The following is a 20,767-nucleotide window of genomic DNA, read 5'->3' as shown; positions in this document are numbered from 1 at the left end:
AATAATGAGTGTTTCATTGTTAATTTATGCCCCTAAATAGGTTATTTTAGCAACAAACATTTAATGATAATAACAATGCATAGCCTTAATGTAAAGAAAAGCAGGTATTTAAGTTTGCTTTTATTATTCCTGTTTTTTGTACCTGTTAGCTGTGTGCAGAAACGTTTAGGCATAAACAACAACATTATATACCGTAACGGGATGGTGGTATGTGCCTACCCTGATGCTGCCCAGGTTGGGCTTGATATACTGAAAAAGGGCGGTAATGCTGTTGATGCTGCCGTGGCTGTACAGTTTGCATTGGCCGTTACCCTGCCCGAGGCCGGTAATATTGGCGGGGGTGGTTTTATGGTTTACCGTTCAAAAACCGGCGAAAGCAATACGCTCGATTTTAGAGAGAAAGGACCGGCCGAGGCAAATGTTAATATGTACCTTGATTCTGCCGGTAATGTAATACCAAATATGAGCCTTTATACCCACAAGGCATCAGGCGTACCAGGATCTGTTGATGGCATGGTACAGGCGCACAGTAAATATGGCAAACTAAAATGGGCCGACCTGGTGCAGCCTGCTATTGATCTGGCCCGTAACGGCTTTAAAATAACCAAACACCTTGCTGCCGATTTGAACCACACCAGCGGGCAATTTAAAAAATTAAACCCAGGCAAAACCTATTTAATGAAGGAGGGCGAATGGCAGGAAGGTGATATTTTGATACAGGAGGACCTGGCTAAAACATTTGAACAGATCAGGGATAAGGGCAGGGATGGGTTTTATAATGGCGTGGTTGCCGATCAATTAGTTGCCGAAATGAAGAACGGCGACGGGCTGATTTCAAAAGCCGACCTTCAAAATTATCATTCGGTTTGGCGTAAACCAATTATCGGAAATTATAAGGGATACAAGATCATCACCATGCCGCCCCCATCAAGCGGGGGGATTGCCTTGCTGCAATTGCTGCAGTCGGTTGAAAGATATCCTTTAAAAAGATGGGGTTATAACCAGGATTCGACCGTGAGACTGATAGTAGAAGCTGAACGCCGGGTATATGCCGACCGCTCCAAATACCTGGGCGACCCTGATTTTTACAAAGTGCCCGTTGATAGTTTGCTAAGACCCGCTTACATTACAGCACGCATGAGCAGCTTTAGCTGGGATGCCGCTACCCCAAGCACGAGTATCCAACCGGGTACTTTTATAGGTTATGAAAGTGACCAAACCACCCATTATTCTATTGTTGATGGTGACGGCAATGCAGTATCCATCACTACTACCTTAAATGATACTTTTGGCTCAAGGATTTTTGTACAAGGTGCTGGTTTTTTGCTGAACAATGAAATGGACGATTTTAGCTCGAAGCCCGGCATTCCTAATATGTATGGACTGGTGGGCGGCAAGGCCAATAGCATACAACCCGGTAAACGTATGTTATCATGTATGACCCCTACCATTGTTGAAAAGAATGGTAAACTTTTTATGGTAGTAGGTACACCCGGAGGATCAACCATTATAACATCGGTTTTTCAAACCATTATTGATGTGATAGAATTTGACCAAAACATGCAGCAGGCCGTCGCATCCAAACGCTTCCATTCGCAATGGCTGCCTGATGAAGTGGCTACCGAAGCCGGTGCGCTGGATAGTGCAACCGTTATAAAATTGCAAAGCAAAGGGTATAAAATAACCGGGCGTGGTGGTATTGGCCGTGTAGATGCCATATTAAAAACCAAACAGGGTTATGAAGGCGGCGCCGACCCAAGAGGAGATGATACAAAATTGGGATATTGAGTTTGCAGTTAGCAATTAGCGGTACGCAGAAGTTCAAAAAGCAAGCTCCCAACTGCAAACTAAAAATTTCCTTGCGTAATCAACAAGCATTTCTTACGTTTGGTATGCATGCAAAATAGTGTTAAACACCAGGAAACCATTGATTATTTTTTGAAAATAGTATGGCAAACCGTAGCCAACAGATATAACCAGTTGGTTACTGAGTTTGGTATTACACAGTCAATTGGTTATTTGCTTATTAATATCGACGAAAAGGAAGGTACTACGGTTTCGCAGGCAGCTGCTTTATTGGGGCTTAAATCAACCAGTTTATCGCGTATGCTTAGTCAGCTGGAAAAAACCGGGTTAATATACCGTGAATCTAACCAGGGTGATAAGCGTTCGGTTAAAATTTACCTGACTGAGTTGGGTAAAGAAAAACGACACCTGGCCCGCGCAGTGGTAAAGCAGTTTAACAATTACCTTGACGCCCACATTAGTGAAGCCGACAAGGAGTACCTGACCGAAATGCTTAAAAAGATAAATAAGCTTACCCTGAACTATAAACCATAGCTATTTGTCATTAACTATGTGTCATTGAGTCATTTGCTGCGTGTCATTTAATTCGTGGTAATATATCAATGACTTACTGATGTGAAACCAATGACTCAATGAATTTTCACCACACTTTTACTTTAAATTGAACGTTTTATTCAGAAAATTAGTCCCTAAGTATAGGGCAATGGCAGGCTTATGTTTTTATTAATTGTTAAAAAATGTTAAGCTGCCGTTTTTCTATTATAAAAGAATAAATTTGCCTTTTGAAAAAATGAACAGGACACTGTTAATTTTATTGGTTTTAATTGCTGGTTTTAGTGCTTGTAAGAAAACGGTTGATCCTATGATTCAATACAGGGCGCAAGCCGCTATTGATGATAAGATAATCAGCGACTATTTAACAAGTCATCCCGGTTTGGGTGCTAAACGCATCGATACTTCGGGAGTTTTTTATATTATTAACCCAGGCGAAGAAGGGACAGGTAACGATCTGTTCACCAATTCAACGCAGGTTACAGTAGGATATACAGCGCAGATATTAACTACAGGGGTTGTGGTTGCGCAAACCAATGATTTTCATCCCTCATTCCCGTTAGGTAGTGTAATAAGGGGTTGGCAGTTGGGAATACCCCTGATTAAAAAGAATGGCAAAATAAGGTTGCTTGTACCATCACGCTATGCTTATGGGCCTTATGCACAGGATTCCATACATTTGCCGGCAAATTCAGTGATGGATTTTCACATACAACTGTATAATGTGATTAACTAATAACCGGGTAAATAATAAAGAGATACAGGTAAAATGGTCAATTAAAATCCATTTAGCCGTTACAAAACAAATAACTTAAATGAAACAAACAATTTTTACGCTTTTATTAATTACCTCAATAGGTTTAATATCCTGCCGCAAAACCCAAAACGATCCGGACATTAAACAGTACGATAAGATCCAGATACAAAATTATATAAGTGCCAACGGGCTTACCGGCATGAAAAGCGATACTACCAATGGCGATACCAGTGGTATATATTACCAGATACTTGCGCAAGGCTCAACTGCCGGCGTAACTCCCCTGGATTACTCAGATAGTGTGGCGTTTGTATTTACTCTAAAATCATTTGATGGTAAGTATACATCTGTAGATACGATTAATAGCAACCATTTTGATGGTTTATTAGGACGTGTATCTGCTGGCGGTTTGCCTAAGGGTTTACAATCGGCCTTACATGACCTTATTAAATATAGGGGTACAAGAGCAAGGATACTTATTCCTTCGCGCCTGGCTTATGGTGTTAACGGTACCGGATCAGGTAGTTCAAGTAATGCAAACAGCCATATTGCAGGTAACCAGTGCCTTGATTATTATGTGAATATAGTTTCCAGTGTTGATGCCTATGATGATTATCTAATCAATGATTATATGAAAAGAAATAGCATGTCGGGATTTACACATGTTACGTCAGGTCGTGGCCGTGGTTTATATTATAAGGTAACTACTCCAGCTTCGGGTACCGGCGATGTTATTGGCGAAGCTTCTTCTTACCTGGTAAGTGCATATACGGGTAAATATTTAAATGATGTTGTTTTTGATGCCGGGCCGGCAGCAGGTACTCCAAGGACATTTACTACCGATAACGTTGTCCCTGGTTTCCAGGAGGCAACAAAAGGCCTTACTTCGGGTGCTGTAATTTCTATTTTTATACCATCCAGACTGGGCTATGGCAGAGCTGGTGGTACCGATCCTAATACAGGTGCTGTTACTATAGGATCAAATGTGAATTTGTATTTTTCTGGTTTAACCATAGGAACGGTTACCAACCCGTAACTATTTAGCCAACGCAGCTTTAAATGCTTTTAAACAACGCTCACGTGCAAAGGCGTGATCAATAATGGGTTTCGGATAATGGCCAAAGTCGGCATATTCCGGAACCCATTTTTTTATGTACTGCAGATTGGTGTCAAATTTTTTTGTTTGCGAATCAGGATTAAATATGCGGAAGTATGGCGCAGCATCGGTACCAGATCCTGCAGCCCATTGCCAGCCACCTACGTTACTGGCCATTTCATAATCAAGCAGTTTACGGGCAAAATAGTGCTCGCCCCAGCGCCAGTCAATCAGCAGATCCTTGCTTAAAAAACTGGCTACTATCATACGTACCCGGTTATGCATAAAGCCGGTGGCATTTAACTCACGCATACCGGCATCAACAATTGGATAGCCCGTTTGCCCATCACACCAGGCTTTAAACTGCTTTTCATCGTTTACCCATTTAATCCGGTCATACTCAGGTCTAAAGGCGTGGTTCATTGTATGCGGAAAATGATACAGGATCATCATGTAAAACTCGCGCCATATCAGCTCATTCAACCAGGTTTTTTCGTGGTGAGCGTGTGCTGTTCTGGCCAGCTCCCTGATGCTTACGGTGCCAAAGCGTAAATGCAGCCCAATATGTGATGTGCCTTTAACAGCGGGAAAATTCCGCTTTTCTTTATAATCACTGATCACATCCTGATACTGCTGACCGGGGAAATGCATATTGCTTTTTTCAAACCCCATTTCTTTTAAAGTGGGCAATGATAATGCCTTGGTTTCGGCCAGGTTCCTTAAATATTTTTCGGTAGGGTAAGCTTTCAGGTAAAAAGGTTTAAGTGTACTATACCATTTACGCTGATAAGGGGTATAAACCGTATAGGGTTTACCATCATCCTTAACAACTTCGTTCTTTTCAAATATTACCTGATCCTTAAAAGTTTTAAAGTCGATGCCGTGTTTGTTTAACTTTTCTTTTACAGCTTCATCGCGTTGGGTAGCATAGGGTTCATGATCATGATTAGTATAAACTGAGGCTACGTTATGCTCTTTGATGATGTTGTCCCAGGCGTGTGTGGCTTTATCATACAGCACCAGTAAGCTGCTGCCATGTTTTCGCAGTTCTTTACTTAGCTGTCCAATTGCCTGGTAAATAAAGGTTACGCGGGCATCGTCCTTATCTTCCAGCTTATCCAGTATCTCTTTATCAAAAATAAACAGGGGTAGTACAGGGTTTCCACTTTTTAAGGCATTGTACAACCCCGCGTTATCATTTAAGCGCAGATCCCGGCGGAACCAGAAAATTGTTAAGGGCATTTTATTATCCATAGATTTCCTTTAAGGCAGCAGGCAAGTCTGTAAATTTAAAGGTGTAGCCTGCATCCTGAATTTTTTGTGCCGATACTTTGGTACTACCCAATACGATAGTGCTCATTTCGCCCATGATAAGTTTCAATATAAATGCGGGCACATTTGGCGCCCAAAGCGCTTTGTGCAATTGTTTAGCCACCGCCTGTGTTAACTGTTTGTTGGTAACCGGATTAGGGGCAACCATATTATAAATGCCTTTAAGCGCAGTATTTTCAATACCATACAGGTACATATCTACCACATCAAGCCAATGGATCCACGGGGTCCATTGTTTGCCGCTCCCAATGGGCGAGCCTACATACAGCTTTATGGGCAGGGCCAGTTTAGGTAAAGCTCCCCCCTCTTTATCAAGCACCACACCGGTACGAAATTTCACTACGCGCAGACCAAGTTTTTCGTCTTCATCAACTGCCGCTTCCCATGCTATGCAGCATTGGGCCATAAAGTCGTTATTTGGCGCGCTGGTTTCGGTCATCAGCTCATCACCCCGATCACTATAATAGCCAATAGCCGATGCGGAAACTACCGAAGTAACCTGATGCTTCTTCTTTTTAAGCAGGTCATATATCAAACCAATTGATCTGGTGCGGCTGTCAACAAGTTCTTTTTTGCGGCTTTCGGTCCAGTGTTTTTCTGCTATGCCTGCACCGGCCAGGTGTACTATGGTATCAACTCCATCAATACAATGCTCATCAATAATGCCTTTGTTAACATCCCATACATAGGTTTTAACCTTCGGATCATTGCCTTGTGTACGACTTAAATGACTTACCGCATAACCCTTATTCAATAAGGCCCTGGTAAGCTGCCGGCCTAATAAACCCGAACCACCTGTTATTAATATGTTCATTAGTTCAATTTATGTTGTTTGGTTCATTTGTAACAAGATCCTTAGTTTGGTTGAAGGTACAGGCCAGCTGCAGGGCTTCCTCGTAAGTTAAACACTGGCGTAATACAATATCATCAATGGCATGGTCGTGCATAATAGTTTCGTTCTTCATGCTGTTCACCAGACTTTGGGCCAGGGTATAGCTAACAGAGGTAACAAAATGAAGCCAGTAGGAGGATATTTTGGGCGACAAAAACGGGATGGTGATAATGCGCCTTTTTAAATGCCGAACTTTGGCATAAGTAAGCATCATTTCCTTAAAAGTTAAAATATCGGGGCCGCCAATATCAAAGTTGTGGTTAAAGGTTTTTTCGTTTAGCATAACGCTTTCCAGGTAGCCCAGTACATCGCGTATGCCTATTGGCTGGCAACGGGTGTTTGCCCAGCGTGGAACCGTCATGATGGGCAGTTTTTCGGTAAGGTCACGAATGATCTCGAAGGATGCGCTGCCTGAGCCTATGATAATAGCTGCACGCAAAACAGTAAGGGCCGATTTGCCTTCCTTCAACACATCCTCTACATGCTTGCGCGATTCGAGGTGCCTGGATAGATTTTCGGAATTAATAATGCCGCTTAAAAAGATGCTTTGCCGGCAATTGGTTTTATCAAGCGCATGGACAAAGTTATAAGCAGATAGCGCTTCGAGGGCCGCAAAATCCTGGGCCTGTGACATGGAGTGCACCAGGTAATAAGCCGCATCAACATCAGTTGGAAAAGCCTCTATACTTGATTCCCTGAGCAAATCGCCGGTTACCAGGGTAACCCTTTCACTAAATTCGCTATGCTCATGAAAGCGCCTTTTATCGCGTACCAGGCAAATAACATCATGGCCTTTCTCCAGCAAAACCGGAATAAGACGCGTACCTATATAACCATTGGCACCAGCAAGTAACACCTTCATGTTATGAGGAACAACAGAAAAGGCAGGGTGTTTTAAAATACTCACCCTGCCTGGGAATATGTTTTATGTATTGCTGTTTATACGTTAACGCTATCAGATACCACAACCTTACTGCAAAGCGGTTTGGCATATTCTTCGGCAAAAATAACATGGGTAGGATCAATTTGGTAGGCTGCCTGTGCCTCTGGGGTACTAAACAACAGTAATAATGATACATCATATGAGCGGTCTATCACATCACGGTTGGTATCGGCAGGTACGCCAATATGGATATCACGAATATGAGCAATAGGTTTCAGGGTATTCAAACCTTCAATAAGCTTGTCTTTATCGGCCTTATTTTTAAGCCAGAAATGTACGTGATGCACAAAGGTGTTTTCGAGTAGTGGCATATATGTTTTGTTGATAACAATCGATTGATTTGAATGCTAATCTACAGGATTGACTGTAATGATGCAAGCAAATCAATTATGCAAATTCTAAACCTTTCTATTTGCTCTGTAAAGCATATAGATTATTAATGTTGTGTTTGTTTATATTACGCTAAGTGTTCGGAAGAAATAAAAGGACTGTCATTTCGAACGAGGTACGAGGAGAAATCTTATGAGATTTGCAGTTAAAGCTTTGCATTACGTAGAAGATTTCTCTTTCGCCCCCATGCTCTTGCCAACCCAGCTCTATCGAAATGACAATTTTTTTTTGAAATTTATTCTTCCAAACACCTGTGGCTCTGTACCAATGCCGACTGGATAAGAAACAAAAAAAGCCCGGCTTGCGCTGGGCTTTTAAATATTATTACAATATTAAACTCCTAATAATAACCTTGCAGGATCTTCCAGTAATTGCTTTACACGTACCAGGAAGCTAACTGACTCGCGACCATCAATAATACGGTGATCATAGGATAAAGCCAGGTACATCATTGGGCGTATTACCACTTGTCCGTTTACGGCAACCGGGCGTTCAATAATGTTGTGCATACCTAATATAGCCGATTGTGGCGAATTTAATATCGGGGTAGACATCATGGAACCAAACACACCACCATTGGTAATGGTAAAAGTACCACCTGTCATTTCAGGGATGGTCAGCTTATTTTCGCGGGCTTTACCTGCTAATACAACAATCGCTTTTTCAATTTCGGCAAGGCTCATGCTATCCGCATTGCGGATTACCGGAACAACCAGGCCTTTAGGAGCCGATACAGCGATAGAGATATCAGCAAAATTACTGTACACCACTTCTTCGCCTTCAATGCGGGCACCAACAGCAGGCCAGTCTTTTAAAGCCTCAGTAACTGCCTTGGTAAAAAACGACATAAAGCCTAAGCCAACACCATGTTTCTCTTTAAACTTATCTTTGTATTTACCGCGCAATTCCATGATGGGCTGCATATCAACCTCGTTGAAGGTGGTAAGCATGGCCGTTTCATTTTTAACTGCTACCAAACGTTTGGCAACAGTTTTACGCAGCGAAGTCATTTTTTCACGTTTCTCGCTTCTTTCGCCGGCAACTACAGGTGTAGCAGCGGGCTGTGCAGCGGCAACAGGTTGAGCAGCGGGAGCTTGTGCACCCAGGGCATCGCCTTTAGTAATACGACCATCAACGCCGGTTCCGTTTACACCTTTAGGGTCAACACCTTTTTCGGCCAGTATTTTAGCAGCGGCAGGTGATGGAGTACCGGAAGCATAAGTTACCGCACCGGCGGCTGTGGTAGGAGCTCCGCCACGTGGCGACTCATCAGCAGCACTAACAACAGCCGGGGTTACCGCGATAGGCTGCACTGCAGGTGCTGCAGCACCTGTACCTTCAATGGTACAAACTACAGCGCCAATTGGCAATACATCACCTTCTTTGGCTAAAGTTTTTAATATTCCGGCTTTTTCGGCTGTAAGTTCAAAAGTTGCCTTGTCTGATTCCAGTTCGGCAATGGCTTCGTCCATTGCAACAGCATCGCCATCCTTTTTGATCCAGCGCGATAAAGTAACTTCAGTTATTGATTCGCCTACGGTAGGGACTTTGATCTCTAATGAGCCACCACCAGTTGCAGGTGTAGGTGCTGCAGCGGCAACAGGAGCCGGGGCAGGTGCGTTAGCAACAACTTCGGGCTGTGGTTGTGCGGCAGGTGCGCTTTCCTTTGCGGGGGCAGCAGCGCCGGCGCCTTCTTCAATATTGGCAACAACAGCACCAATAGCTAAAGTATCACCTTCTTTGGCAACGGTTTGTAGGGTACCTGCTTTTTCGGCAGTAAGTTCAAAAGTGGCCTTGTCCGATTCTAACTCGGCAATAACCTCATCCATTTCTACGTGGTCGCCATCTTTTTTTATCCAGCTCGATAGGGTTACTTCTGTTATTGATTCGCCTACCGGCGGAACTTTGATCGCTAAACTCATATTTTAGTGTTGTAGATTTAATATTTTATAGTTGCGGGTTTTTAGTTGCTAGTTGCCTTTTGCGGGGGTCGTGTAAAACAATTACTGATTTAACACCCGCACCCCGAAACTCGCAACCGGCAACAGAACTTAATCCGCACCGGCATCAGCCATTTTTTTAGTTGTCTTTTTTATTACCTCTTTTACTACCTTACCTGCGGGCGCTTCAAACGCTTTTGAAACAATGTATGCCTGCTGTGCAGCGTGTTGTTTTGCAAAGCCGGTAGCGGTACTACTGCCTTCGATCCTGGAGATCACGTTCAATCTCAAAATTTTATCATTGTGGAATTTACGGCATATATAAGGCCATGCACCCATATTTTCCGGTTCTTCCTGTACCCAGACAAACTCAGTAGCTTTATCGTATTTGGCTTTAATTTTCAGTATTTGAGTAACAGGTGTAGGATATAATTGTTCTACACGAACAATAGCAACATCCTTGCGCTTATCAGCCTGTTGTTTCTCCAGCAGGTCATAATATACCTTACCGGTACAAAGTAATACGCGTTTTACCTTTTTAACATCAACATAGGTATCATCAATAAGTTCATGGAACTTACCACTGGTAAAATCTTCAATCGGTGATACACATTTAGGACTACGAAGTAAGCTTTTTGGTGTAAAAATGATCAATGGCTTACGGAAATCGCGGTGCATTTGCCTGCGTAATATATGGAAGAAGTTGGCTGGGGTTGTACAATTGGCCACCTGGATATTATCATCGGCACAAAGCTCCATAAAGCGCTCTACGCGGGCTGATGAATGCTCCGGACCCTGACCTTCATAACCATGCGGCAACAGCATTACCAATCCGTTACCACGCTGCCATTTGGTTTCGGCGCTGGCTATGTATTGGTCAACTATGATCTGGGCTCCGTTAAAGAAATCGCCAAACTGAGCTTCCCATATTGTTAAGGCATTAGGATTAGCTAAAGCATAACCATATTCAAAACCTAACACGCCATATTCAGACAGTAAGGAGTTGTATATGCTCAGTTTAGCCTCGGTATCAATAGTAGCCAGCGGCGTATATTCATCCTCCGAATCAACCAGGGTTAATACCGCGTGGCGATGAGAGAAAGTACCACGTTTAACATCCTCGCCGCTTAACCTTACCGGGTAACCATCTTTTAACAGGGTGCCATAAGCCAGCAGTTCGGCCATGGCCCAGTCAAAAATCTGGGTTTTGTTCACCATGATATTACGGTCTTCAAACAGCTTCTCTATCTTTTTAAAGAACTCTTTATTCGGTGGTAAGGTAGTTAGCTTATTACCTATTTCAAGTATTTCTTCTTTTGGTACTGATGTATCAACAGCCGAAACAAGCTCTTTATGGCTGGCTAAATGTAAACCGCTCCAGGCGCCCTCAAACATGGCAATGGTTTCGGTAAACCTATCTTCAGATTTAGATTCATCAAGCTTTTGCTGCAATTCATCGCGGAAAGTTTTTTCCATCGATTTAAGCAGGTTGGCATCAATACTACCTTCGTCTACCAATTTTTGGTTATAGATCTTTAGCGGATTAGGGTGAGCTTCAATAGCTTTGTATAATAAAGGCTGAGTGAATTTTGGCTCATCGGCCTCATTATGACCGTAGCGGCGGTAACATAAAATGTCAATAAATACATCTTCGTTAAACACCTGGCGGTATTCCATAGCCAGGTTAACCACAAAGGCCAATGCTTCCACATCATCGCCATTTACGTGAAAAACCGGCGAAAGCACTGTTTTAGCCACATCGGTACAATAAGTACTTGAACGGGCATCTTTATAATTGGTGGTAAAACCTATCTGGTTATTAATAACCAGGTGAATGGTACCACCTGTGCGGTAACCATCCAGTTTTTCCATTTGTAAAACTTCGTAAACAATTCCCTGGCCCGCAACTGATGCATCGCCATGAATTAATATAGGAGCGATCTTGGAATGATCGCCATTGTATTTAAAGTCGATCTTAGAACGGGTGATGCCTTCCACAACCGGGTCAACCGCTTCCAGGTGTGATGGGTTGGGGCAAAGGCTCAGGTGAACTTTTTTTCCGTTAGATGTAATAACATCGGTTGAAAAACCTAAGTGATATTTAACATCACCACCAAACGGCGATTCAGAATCAAAGTTTTTACCTTCAAACTCAGAGAATACCTCTTTATAGGTTTTCTCCATGATGTTGGTGAGCACGTTTAACCTGCCGCGGTGAGCCATACCAATGATGAACTCTTCGATACCCAGGTCGGCACCTGTTTTAATAACAGAGTCAAGTGATGGGATCAGCGCTTCGGCTCCCTCCAGCGAGAAACGTTTTTGGCCCAGGAATTTGGTGCCTAAAAAGTTTTCGAAAGTTACCGCTTCGTTAAGCTTGTTCAACATCAGCTTTTTCTCGTCGACGGTAAATGAAGGAGTGTTGCGGCGGCTTTCCATCCTTTCCTCAAACCACTTGATTTTTATAGGGTTGCGGATGTATCTGTACTCGGCACCAATGGCCTGGCAATAAGTATCTTCCAGCAGCTGGCGAATATCGCGCAGGGTGGCAGCACCCAGCCCTACTTCAACACCGGCGTTAAAAACGGTATCCATATCGGCCTCGCTCAGGCCAAAGGTTTCCAGTTCTTTACCGGGATAATAGTGACGGCGCTCGCGTACGGGGTTAGTCTTGGCAAAAAGGTGGCCGCGTGAACGGTAGCCATAGATCATGTTCAATACGTTGATCTCCTTTAAAAAGTGATCAGGCGTTTTGTCGCCCGCACTTGGCGCGACCGCAGCAGATGCTTGCGTATCCTTGCCAAAATCAAAGCCTTCAAAAAACTTTTGCCATCCAAAATCCACAGATTCGGGATTTTCTTTGTAGCTGTCGTATAGGGTATTAATGTAGTCTGCGTTGCCGCTATTTATATAATTGAGACGATCCATGAGAAACTGATCTTTAAAACGGTACAAAAGTAAGCATATAGGCTTATATACTTCATAATTAATTGTAAAGAAATTTACATCTGCCCAATATTTGTATCATATCGGGCAAAAGTGTTATTAAATGGAGTTTTAATTTTTAAAATGGTTTAATGAGGTGGACATAAAAATTGTAGAAAGCTTCCAGCCCACTAAAAATCATGCCCGTTACGCGGGGCTTATGCTAAGTAAGTGTTAAGGTGCAGTTTTAGTGCATTAAGTGGCGTTAAGGTGCAGTTTTCAATATATTTTACGCTTGTTTTGGGCTTATTTAACTATTTATAATTAGCAAAAAGATACGCTTTTCGGCATTTTACAATCATTATCAGCAGGTTTCTGACGGTTTTGGGGCTTAAAGTGCTTGTTTTATTTCAAAGATCTGGATCTTTTGTTTTTCCGGGAAAATTTGAAAAAAAATACCGTTCGGTTTGTTTTTTATAAGGATGAAAGGATTAGGCCTTGGGTTAGTATTATCACTGCACTATTACTAACATTGAGCTAAATAAAAGCACTTGCCATATAATGTGAACAAAGTGGTGCGGTGATAACACTATAGGTGTTCGGAAGAAATAAAAAGAAAGCTTGGGCCTAGTGCGATTCCTTCCTTGGGGAAGGGGGAGGTAGGGGTTTATTGAACATTACAGGTTTAATCGCACGTATAAACCCCTCCCTGCCATTTCACAATCCACGGCACCCCTCCCAAGGGAGGGAATATATACTGCAATTACAATCTTCCGAACACCTATGGTGATAACACCGACCACAAGCAAAATGGGCTGGATAAAATAAGTTGAGTTGTATTACAATTTATTTTATAACTATTGTTTTAAATTAATAAATAATATTTATTTTTAACATAATACAACCTTAAACCATATGAAAAAACTTAAACCCAAGCCTATTTTAAATAAATTATACGTATTACTTGTTGTTATTGCGTTATCAGCGCTTATTATTGAAAGCTGTAAAAAAGATAACCATGCAGAACAGCAAACCACTATTACCGACCCAGCGGTTATTCAAGCTAAAAGCTGGTACGAAAGCACCTTCCCTGTAAATAGTAATAAGCAAAATACCCAGGCTACAACAACCAACAGTGATTTAAGTCAGCTCATCAAGCCCGACTGGCAGCATAATGCCAGTTATATGCGTTTTAATAAGCGGGTAATTGAAATGCCAATTGATCCATCATCAAAATTCAATCCGTCTATAAAAAACAAGACCACCGGTTGGAGCAGCAACCAGGCTTATAGCCGCAGCTCATTTATATTGCTGAACAATGGTAGTGGCTATAATGCTTACGTAATGACGCTGATTGCCGATTCGGCATATCTTAAGAACGATTTAAGCAAGCTTGACCGCAATAAGTATAATAAGCGGGATGCCAACTACAGCGGCCTGGTACTTTATTTTACCCCCAAAGGCAAATATGTTGGTGGCTGGCGGTATAAGGACGGCCATATTGTTTCATCCGGAAGCCAAAGCAACGCAGGTGTTAAGGTGCAAAGCACGGGTAGCTCAAAGTTGATAATCATGAAAGAGGAGTGTTATGATTATTGGTTATCCAGTCCATCGGGTGACGTAATGATCTATCTTTTTACCGCCTGTTCAGGCGGGGACGGAGGCACTGGTGATAGTGGCGGCCCTGGAAGTAGCAGCGGAGGCGAAGGTAGTGGTGCCGGAAGTGGCGGCGGAAGTGGTAGTGCCTCTTCCCCAACGCCACCACCACCATGCAATAGTGCACCTCCAATTATTCACTCAAGCGGGAACCTGGTTGTAAACAATGTACCGCCTGATCCATATCCGGGGGATGGGTTTCCGCCGCCGCCAACTGATCCTTGTGTAACAGAAACATCAGCTGTAGCACCTAATCCAGTCAAACCATGTGCATTAAAGTTTAAAAATATCACATCAAATTATATGGCGGTAGCTGTTACCGGATACAAATTTGGCATTACGGATAATGTATTTGGAACAAAATTTATTACTTTTAATATCCAAATAGGAATGCCAAGCTATGTGAATATTCAAAAAGCTCAAAATGCCGCAGCAGCAGCTATGCAACTTGCAGAAGCAACGATAGCCCATACCCATGGCGTAGATTTTTTCTTAAGCGTTGGAGCTCAAGGCACTTATTCAAAAGAATTTGCAAACTTAGTTCAAGCGCAACTTGCATTAGTATTAAATGCACCAGTGCAAGTATCCAATGCAATTAGCGCTGGTGTACCGATTATAACTTATGCAGACAATAAATGCGATTAATTAATAGCTTAAGTGATATAAACAAATGACAACAGAAGAGTTAATAAAGCTTATTGACGATTATTATCCGCAGAACATTGCATTAAATGATCCCCAAATAAGAAATCATAACTTATATGTTAAGCTACTTAATATATGCAAAGAAGCTAATCAAGACCAAGGTCAGTGGCCGACGCTTATGGCAAATCTTAAAAGCAGGTTGAATCTTGAAATAACAGAGTTTGTCTTATTGGCAAAAGCAAATCCGTCTTTTATAGCCGTTTTTTTAACTGAAAACTATAAAAGGCCAAAACCAGAAGGTTATGAACCTTGTCAATTAATCCTTAAAGTAAGTGTAATAGCACCTGTCTTTAGTATTTATTTCGACAATCTCGTTTCTGATTGGAATTATCGTCAAATACGAAGCAATCCTATTTCAGAAAAGGAAAGATTAGTTTATTCCCAGATTCAAGAAACGGTAACAAAGTTTTATCATAATTTTTCTCATTTTGATGTTTCAGGAATGAGTTATATGTTGCCTCATTTAGGAGATATAAGCATATTAAATAAAAGAAAACCCTTTTTGGATGAATGTATCTTTGGTTTATATTTAAGTACTCATCCTTACAATTACATTAGGGATTCATTCGATTTTGCGGAAAATAATTTAGAAAGCTAAACAAATACTCATTGATAAGCCCTAAGTTGGGCACGCGTGCCCAACTTAGGGCTTATCAATTAATGATTATATATCTTACTATGAAAGTAATTATATGGAGTTTTGTAATAGTTTTCTTCTGTTTTGTAACTTTTTCAATCCATTACAATGGAAGCTCTGTAACTCAAATGGGTTACCCACAAATATTTTATCAATCCGCCGTTTTTAAAGGCGAATATGGACAAGCGGCAACCCATGGCTTATTGGTTTATTCTTTGTTATTCGACCTTTTTGTTGCCATTGTAATTGCACTTTTATGTGGGTTAATTAATAAATTACGGTTGAGATAGGAAAGTAAATATTGCCCCTTGCCGAAGTACGCGTACACGTGTGTCCTTATCATTTACAATAAATCAATATCAACCAATGTCTTTACTATCATAATAATTCCGAGCCTAAATATTTCCAGCTTGTTAGGTGCGAAAGGATTAGGCCTTTGGTTAGTGTATCACCGCATCATTACTAACATTGAGCTAAATAAAGCACTTGCCATATAATGTGAACAAAGTGGTGCGGTGATAACACCGACCACAGGCAAATACGATATACCCATAATTAATTAAGGCGATAAAAAGACAAAGAGATGCAGAAATTATTAATTAGTTGTATTGTGCTATGTGTTTCAACAAGTATTCTTTATGCTCAGAATAAAATAATTAAAGGAAGGGTAGTTGATGATAATTTGGAAACCTTGCCATACGTATCAATTGTCATTAATGACACAATTAAAGTTGGTAGAACAGATTTAAATGGTTTCTTCCAAATAGATATTCCTGTTTCCGTGAAAAAAATATCATTTGAGTCTGTCGGATTAGATCCAGCCACTGTAAGGCTTGTAGATAAATGTGATGAAGTAGAGGTTGTAATGATGTTAAGCGGTACTTATGATTTTATAACTCTGAAGAGAGTAGATAAACTTCGAATGAAAACATTCAGGAAACTACCAAAATTACATAAGGAAGCATTTGAGAAGGGTATATTTAAAACGGATAAAGCTTGTTATACACAAGAGTTTATTTCTTATTACAAGAAAATACAAAAGTGATATTAAGACAAAATCCCCAGCTACCGCAAGGCTCCACCCACTGCTGGCGCACGCGTGTCGCGTGTGTTCTTATCATTTACAGTAAATCAATATTAACCCATTTTTTTATCATCAGAAAAATTCAGGAACTTAAATAGTTCCATCTTGTTAGGTGCACACGCGACACGCTTGCGCCAGCTTAGGTATCAACCTTTTTTTTTACTATCAAAATAATTCCGAGGCTTAAATATTTCCAGCTTGTTAGGTGCACACGCGACATGGTGCAGTGGAAGGTTAAGGTCATCCTGAACTTGTTTCAGGATCTCTCAGGATAGTTGCCAGCAGACTGTCCATCTTGAATATTATCGACCGTGCTTGTGGGATCCCGAAATAAATTCGGGATGACTATCGATTTCAATCGTTACCAAAAATGGATATTTCGCAGGAGCTAATAATTAATTACTCACACATGCATCAGGTCACCGGCCTCATCTATGGGCGAAGGCTGCCAGGTGGTCACAAAGTCGCTCACCATGTCTTTGGGTTGCATGGCGGCTATGGCATATTTACTTTCTTTGGCATCGTTTACGCCGGCTATAAAGGCCCAGTTGCCCCAGTTGCTGGCCGGTGAGTAATCAATCAGCTTTTCTTCAAAGTAAGCGGCACCGCGGGTCCAGTCGGCTTTAAGGTCATGTACCAGGTAGGTGGCCACTATTTGCCTGCATTGGTTGCATATATACCCGGTAGCATTAAGTTCATGCATACAGGCATCAATAAACGGAACGCCGGTTTCGCCATGTGCCCATTTATTAAAATCAAGCTCATTTACAGCCAGCACAGGTGCTTCATCTTCGGCTGTTTTGGCTTTGATGAATTTTTGGCCGTGCTTTTTAAACATGAACCTGAAATAATCGCGCCACAGCAGTTCCAGTTTTAGCAAACTGGCATTTTGGTTATTGCCATCCTGGTTATGTTTAAATATTTCCCAATACACCTGCCTGGGCGATATACAGCCCACCGCTAACCAGGGCGATAATTTTGATGAATTATTGCTACCGCTGTTGCGGGAGCTTTTTGATTTAACGGCCACATCGTCTTGTGAAAAATATTTGTGCAGCTGTACCAAAGCAGCGGTTTCGCCACCCTGAAAATAGTTGGTAGCCCGAGGGTCATCAACAATCTCATCCAAACCTAATTGCGATAAAGTAGGCAACTCACCCGCATCAGTAATTTCGGGGGTAACAATATGCTCGGGAGTAGGTACACAAGGGCGTACATTGCTGTCGCGCTCCACCTTCTTTTTAAATACGGCAAAACTATCCGGGATATCTTTGATCGGGAAGGGAAGATCTTCTTTATGATACAGCGTATGACCAATAAAATGTTTGAGGTTAAGCCTCAGTTTCCATAAAGCGGTTTCTACCTGTTCAGATATCTCTGTTTCTTCATAAGCCACCTCGCGGTGATGGTATACTTCGTTTACCTGGTATTGTTCTGCAAGCTGCGGTAGTATCTCGGCAGGGTTCCCGGTCCTGATGATCAGTTCGGCACCGTAGCCCTGCAGGTTCTTACGCAGATCGGCTACTGCCTCTAAAAGAAACCGCGCCCTGAAGCTCCCCGTTTTTGAAATACCGGATGCAGTGCGCTGAAAATAATAAGGATCAAAACAATATACCGGCAATACTTTATCAGCCTTGCGAACAGCCTCTAACAAAATTTCGTTATCGTGTATCCGCAAGTCATTTCTAAACCAAACCAATATTGTCTTTTCGCTCATAGTTAAACAGGGGGTTAACTGAATTTATGCAGACCACAAATTTGCAATTTATTTATGTCTTACACGCATTTTGCTGCAATATTTGACATCGTCTCAACATTTTTACTGTTTTTTAGACAGTTTAAAAGGTCAATTGAATGGTCAAACCCGTAGTTACAAGCTCAAATTTCAATAGATAAATATAAGCTATCTTTATAAAAATCCAATAACCTGCTATTTATCAGCTTTTATTTTCGCCCGGATAACAGAGTCTTTTTGTGCCGCGTTAAGCTTGTAATTAAACTGGAACAAAGCGCCTTCAAAATCGCCGTATGACGGATTGGGTATTACAATATACCTGCTTCCAAATTCCTTTTGCAACTTTTGTGTTGTTGCTATACGGTTTTCTTCGGATGGATGATTGTCATACAACACGTCAAAGTCGGGCAGGTTATCGCCACAAAGCAACAGGATATCATGCGTTTTTAATACATCTTGTCTGCGACCTTCCTTGCTTGATGTGCCTTGTTTAAGAAACAAGTGCTCCTCATCGGAATTGGGTAAGTTATATCGCTGCAGGTTATAAAGCGTTGCCGTGCGCTCATTTTCATTACGGTTGGTAATATAAAAAATGGTTACCCCTTTTGATGCCGCGTATTTAAAAAACGCGATAGCCCCGGGTACCGTATCGGCTGCGGCCTTATCGGTCCACTGTTTCCAGGTTTCATCACTGTAATCTAAATTCTGCAATCCACGTTTAGCATCGTACGGACTATTATCAAGCAGTGTTTCGTCAATATCGGTAACAATGGCCAATGGCTTGGTGCTTGTGCGTTTTACACCTTCGTCAACCCGCTGCCTGGCAATATTATAAGCCTGAAAACATAAAGCCTTATACTCCGCGGCCCTTTGCTGCCATAGTGAGGCCCATACCTTACCATCGTTAGTAATAGAAGTATTTCCGGTTGAATTTACCGGGGTGTTTGTATTAACAGCAGCGGTTGTTGTTATTTTTTTTGCCGGTGCACAGGCGTTTAAAAACAGGATAACAGATAAAAAGAACGGGCAGATTTTTTTCATGTACAGATATGTATTTGCCTGGCAGTTTCCAGACAAGCGTAATTACAGCAGTTCCGGCTTAATTTTATCCGCAAACTCCTTGGCAAATTTATTCAGTTTTGGCTGGATAACAAATGCGCAGTACGACTTATTAGGGTTATCATTAAAATAATTCTGGTGATATTGCTCGGCTTTATAAAACGTGCTGGCGGGGGTAACTTCGGTAACTATGGGGCTGTCAAAAACATTTTCATTGGTCAACCTTTTGATCATAGCTATTGATGCCTGTTTTTGTTCGTCGGTAGTATAAAATATAGCCGAACGATATTGCGTACCTACATCATTACCCTGGCGGTTTAATGTAGTGGGGTTATGCGTTCTGAAAAACACCAGCAGCAATTCATCAAACGACAGTACATCAGCATCGTACTCCAGGTCAATTACCTCGGCATAGCCGGTAGCGCCGGTACATACCTGCTCATAGGTTGGGTTTGCTACTTTACCACCCATATAGCCCGATGTTACTGATATTACACCTTTAAGTGACTGAAATATGGCTTCGGTACACCAAAAACACCCATTACCAAAAGTTATTTTTTGTATGTTAGGGGATACTTTTTTATTTTCTTCCATTTTGTTAAATTTTTACAGCGGATTGTTTTACAACATTTTCGCTGATATTTTTTTTACAAATTTACTAAACGCCAACTATCCATTGGTCACACAATTTCACCTTAATGTAATGATTGGTTTTGAAAATAAATTTAAGGATATTATAACTCCTTACCAGTATAGGAAATTATGTACAACTAATAATTTTTTACAAATTCTACCTGTAAATATTCCAATAACTCATTCAGATACTCCATTTGCTCAGAAACATCAAAATTGTCAGATGTAAATAGTTTATAAACGTTACTATCCAATCCTTCAATAAACTCTTTCAAGCTGCTCGCTGTAAAAACATATTCATTTTTAGCATAGGGTATGGTTACCAGCGACACATCACCCGTTTTCTCCAACAGATTTATAAACAGATCATTATAAGCTCCCGACGGAATATTAATTATGAACGCTTTTTCTGCCATTTTTAGTGTATTTAATTCAGGACGTTAACAATACTTTACTGACCATTTGTAACTGATTGAGAACCTGCTCATCTCCTGATAAATAATAATCATCATTAGTATAGGAATAATGAACATGATACCCATTTTCCTGTATCAGGGATTTAAGCACCTTTTCAAAGAGGGCTTTATTTACTTTAAGTAGTTTTTCAAATCCCATAGCGATAATT

At 41.4% G+C, this 20,767-nt stretch carries 18 protein-coding genes; 8 read left to right on the top strand and 10 right to left on the bottom strand.

The genetic code is table 11. The features are described 5' to 3' along the window. Positions 1–75 precede the first annotated feature (75 nt). The 4 genes from ggt (at position 76) to M2273_RS24160 (ending at position 4,151) form a co-directional block, all read left to right on the top strand. Positions 76–1,788, top strand: a complete 1,713-nt coding sequence (gene ggt, locus M2273_RS24175) for a gamma-glutamyltransferase (RefSeq protein ID WP_429400354.1) — start codon at positions 76–78, stop codon at positions 1,786–1,788. A gap of 108 nt (positions 1,789–1,896) precedes the next feature. After that, positions 1,897–2,340, top strand: coding sequence for a MarR family winged helix-turn-helix transcriptional regulator (locus M2273_RS24170; protein ID WP_429400353.1), 444 nt, complete (start codon positions 1,897–1,899; stop codon positions 2,338–2,340). A gap of 256 nt (positions 2,341–2,596) precedes the next feature. Next, the gene (locus M2273_RS24165; protein WP_429400352.1) at positions 2,597–3,094 is read left to right on the top strand and encodes an FKBP-type peptidyl-prolyl cis-trans isomerase; all 498 of its coding nucleotides are present in this window, start codon (positions 2,597–2,599) and stop codon (positions 3,092–3,094) included. Positions 3,095–3,173: 79 nt separating this feature from the next. After that, the gene (locus M2273_RS24160) at positions 3,174–4,151 is read left to right on the top strand and encodes an FKBP-type peptidyl-prolyl cis-trans isomerase (RefSeq protein WP_429400351.1); all 978 of its coding nucleotides are present in this window, start codon (positions 3,174–3,176) and stop codon (positions 4,149–4,151) included. Here the strand turns inward: M2273_RS24160 and M2273_RS24155 are convergent, their stop codons facing one another. The 6 genes from M2273_RS24155 to M2273_RS24130 form a co-directional block, all read right to left on the bottom strand. After that, entirely contained in the window at positions 4,152–5,465 is a 1,314-nt protein-coding gene (locus tag M2273_RS24155) for a cryptochrome/photolyase family protein (RefSeq protein ID WP_429400350.1), read from the bottom strand. Next, entirely contained in the window at positions 5,458–6,357 is a 900-nt protein-coding gene (locus tag M2273_RS24150) for a TIGR01777 family oxidoreductase (RefSeq protein WP_429400349.1), read from the bottom strand. The genes M2273_RS24155 and M2273_RS24150 overlap by 8 nt, the downstream gene beginning before the upstream one ends. A 4-nt stretch (positions 6,358–6,361) precedes the next feature. Then, positions 6,362–7,297 (bottom strand): NAD(P)H-binding protein, encoded by a 936-nt coding sequence (locus M2273_RS24145; RefSeq protein ID WP_429400348.1) that lies wholly within the window; start codon positions 7,295–7,297, stop codon positions 6,362–6,364. Positions 7,298–7,374: 77 nt separating this feature from the next. Further along, positions 7,375–7,689 carry a Dabb family protein gene (locus M2273_RS24140; protein WP_429400347.1) on the bottom strand — a complete coding sequence of 105 codons (315 nt, stop codon included), beginning with the start codon at positions 7,687–7,689 and terminating at the stop codon, positions 7,375–7,377. Positions 7,690–8,100: 411 nt separating this feature from the next. After that, a complete protein-coding gene (odhB, locus tag M2273_RS24135; protein WP_429400346.1) occupies positions 8,101–9,690 on the bottom strand; it encodes a 2-oxoglutarate dehydrogenase complex dihydrolipoyllysine-residue succinyltransferase in 1,590 nt (529 codons plus the stop codon). Positions 9,691–9,819: 129 nt separating this feature from the next. Next, entirely contained in the window at positions 9,820–12,636 is a 2,817-nt protein-coding gene (locus tag M2273_RS24130) for a 2-oxoglutarate dehydrogenase E1 component (RefSeq protein WP_429400345.1), read from the bottom strand. Positions 12,637–13,548: 912 nt separating this feature from the next. Here M2273_RS24130 and M2273_RS24125 point away from each other — a divergent pair. From M2273_RS24125 to M2273_RS24110, 4 genes are all read left to right on the top strand, one after another. Beyond that, positions 13,549–14,934 (top strand): hypothetical protein, encoded by a 1,386-nt coding sequence (locus M2273_RS24125; RefSeq protein ID WP_429400344.1) that lies wholly within the window; start codon positions 13,549–13,551, stop codon positions 14,932–14,934. 25 nt (positions 14,935–14,959) lie between these two features. Continuing rightward, complete coding sequence (locus M2273_RS24120) at positions 14,960–15,592, top strand: hypothetical protein (protein ID WP_429400343.1); 633 nt, start codon at positions 14,960–14,962, stop codon at positions 15,590–15,592. An 80-nt stretch (positions 15,593–15,672) separates the two neighbouring features. Continuing rightward, complete coding sequence (locus M2273_RS24115) at positions 15,673–15,921, top strand: hypothetical protein (protein ID WP_429400342.1); 249 nt, start codon at positions 15,673–15,675, stop codon at positions 15,919–15,921. 293 nt (positions 15,922–16,214) lie between these two features. Then, positions 16,215–16,676, top strand: a complete 462-nt coding sequence (locus M2273_RS24110; protein WP_429400341.1) for a carboxypeptidase-like regulatory domain-containing protein — start codon at positions 16,215–16,217, stop codon at positions 16,674–16,676. Positions 16,677–17,118: 442 nt separating this feature from the next. Here the strand turns inward: M2273_RS24110 and M2273_RS24105 are convergent, their stop codons facing one another. The 4 genes from M2273_RS24105 to M2273_RS24090 form a co-directional block, all read right to left on the bottom strand. After that, a complete protein-coding gene (locus M2273_RS24105) occupies positions 17,119–18,432 on the bottom strand; it encodes a DASH family cryptochrome (RefSeq protein ID WP_429400340.1) in 1,314 nt (437 codons plus the stop codon). A gap of 213 nt (positions 18,433–18,645) precedes the next feature. Beyond that, positions 18,646–19,491, bottom strand: a complete 846-nt coding sequence (locus tag M2273_RS24100) for a 5'-nucleotidase, lipoprotein e(P4) family (protein WP_429400339.1) — start codon at positions 19,489–19,491, stop codon at positions 18,646–18,648. A 42-nt stretch (positions 19,492–19,533) separates the two neighbouring features. After that, positions 19,534–20,103 carry a peptide-methionine (S)-S-oxide reductase MsrA gene (gene msrA / locus M2273_RS24095; protein WP_429400338.1) on the bottom strand — a complete coding sequence of 190 codons (570 nt, stop codon included), beginning with the start codon at positions 20,101–20,103 and terminating at the stop codon, positions 19,534–19,536. 176 nt (positions 20,104–20,279) lie between these two features. Further along, a complete protein-coding gene (locus tag M2273_RS24090; RefSeq protein ID WP_429400337.1) occupies positions 20,280–20,558 on the bottom strand; it encodes a hypothetical protein in 279 nt (92 codons plus the stop codon). Positions 20,559–20,767 lie beyond the last annotated feature (209 nt).

The organism is Mucilaginibacter lappiensis (assembly GCF_050433765.1).
Classification (GTDB): Bacteria; Bacteroidota; Bacteroidia; order Sphingobacteriales; family Sphingobacteriaceae; genus Mucilaginibacter; species Mucilaginibacter lappiensis_A.
The sequence above is the reverse complement of the archived record's forward strand: the minus strand, read 5'-3'. Positions and strand labels throughout refer to the sequence as shown.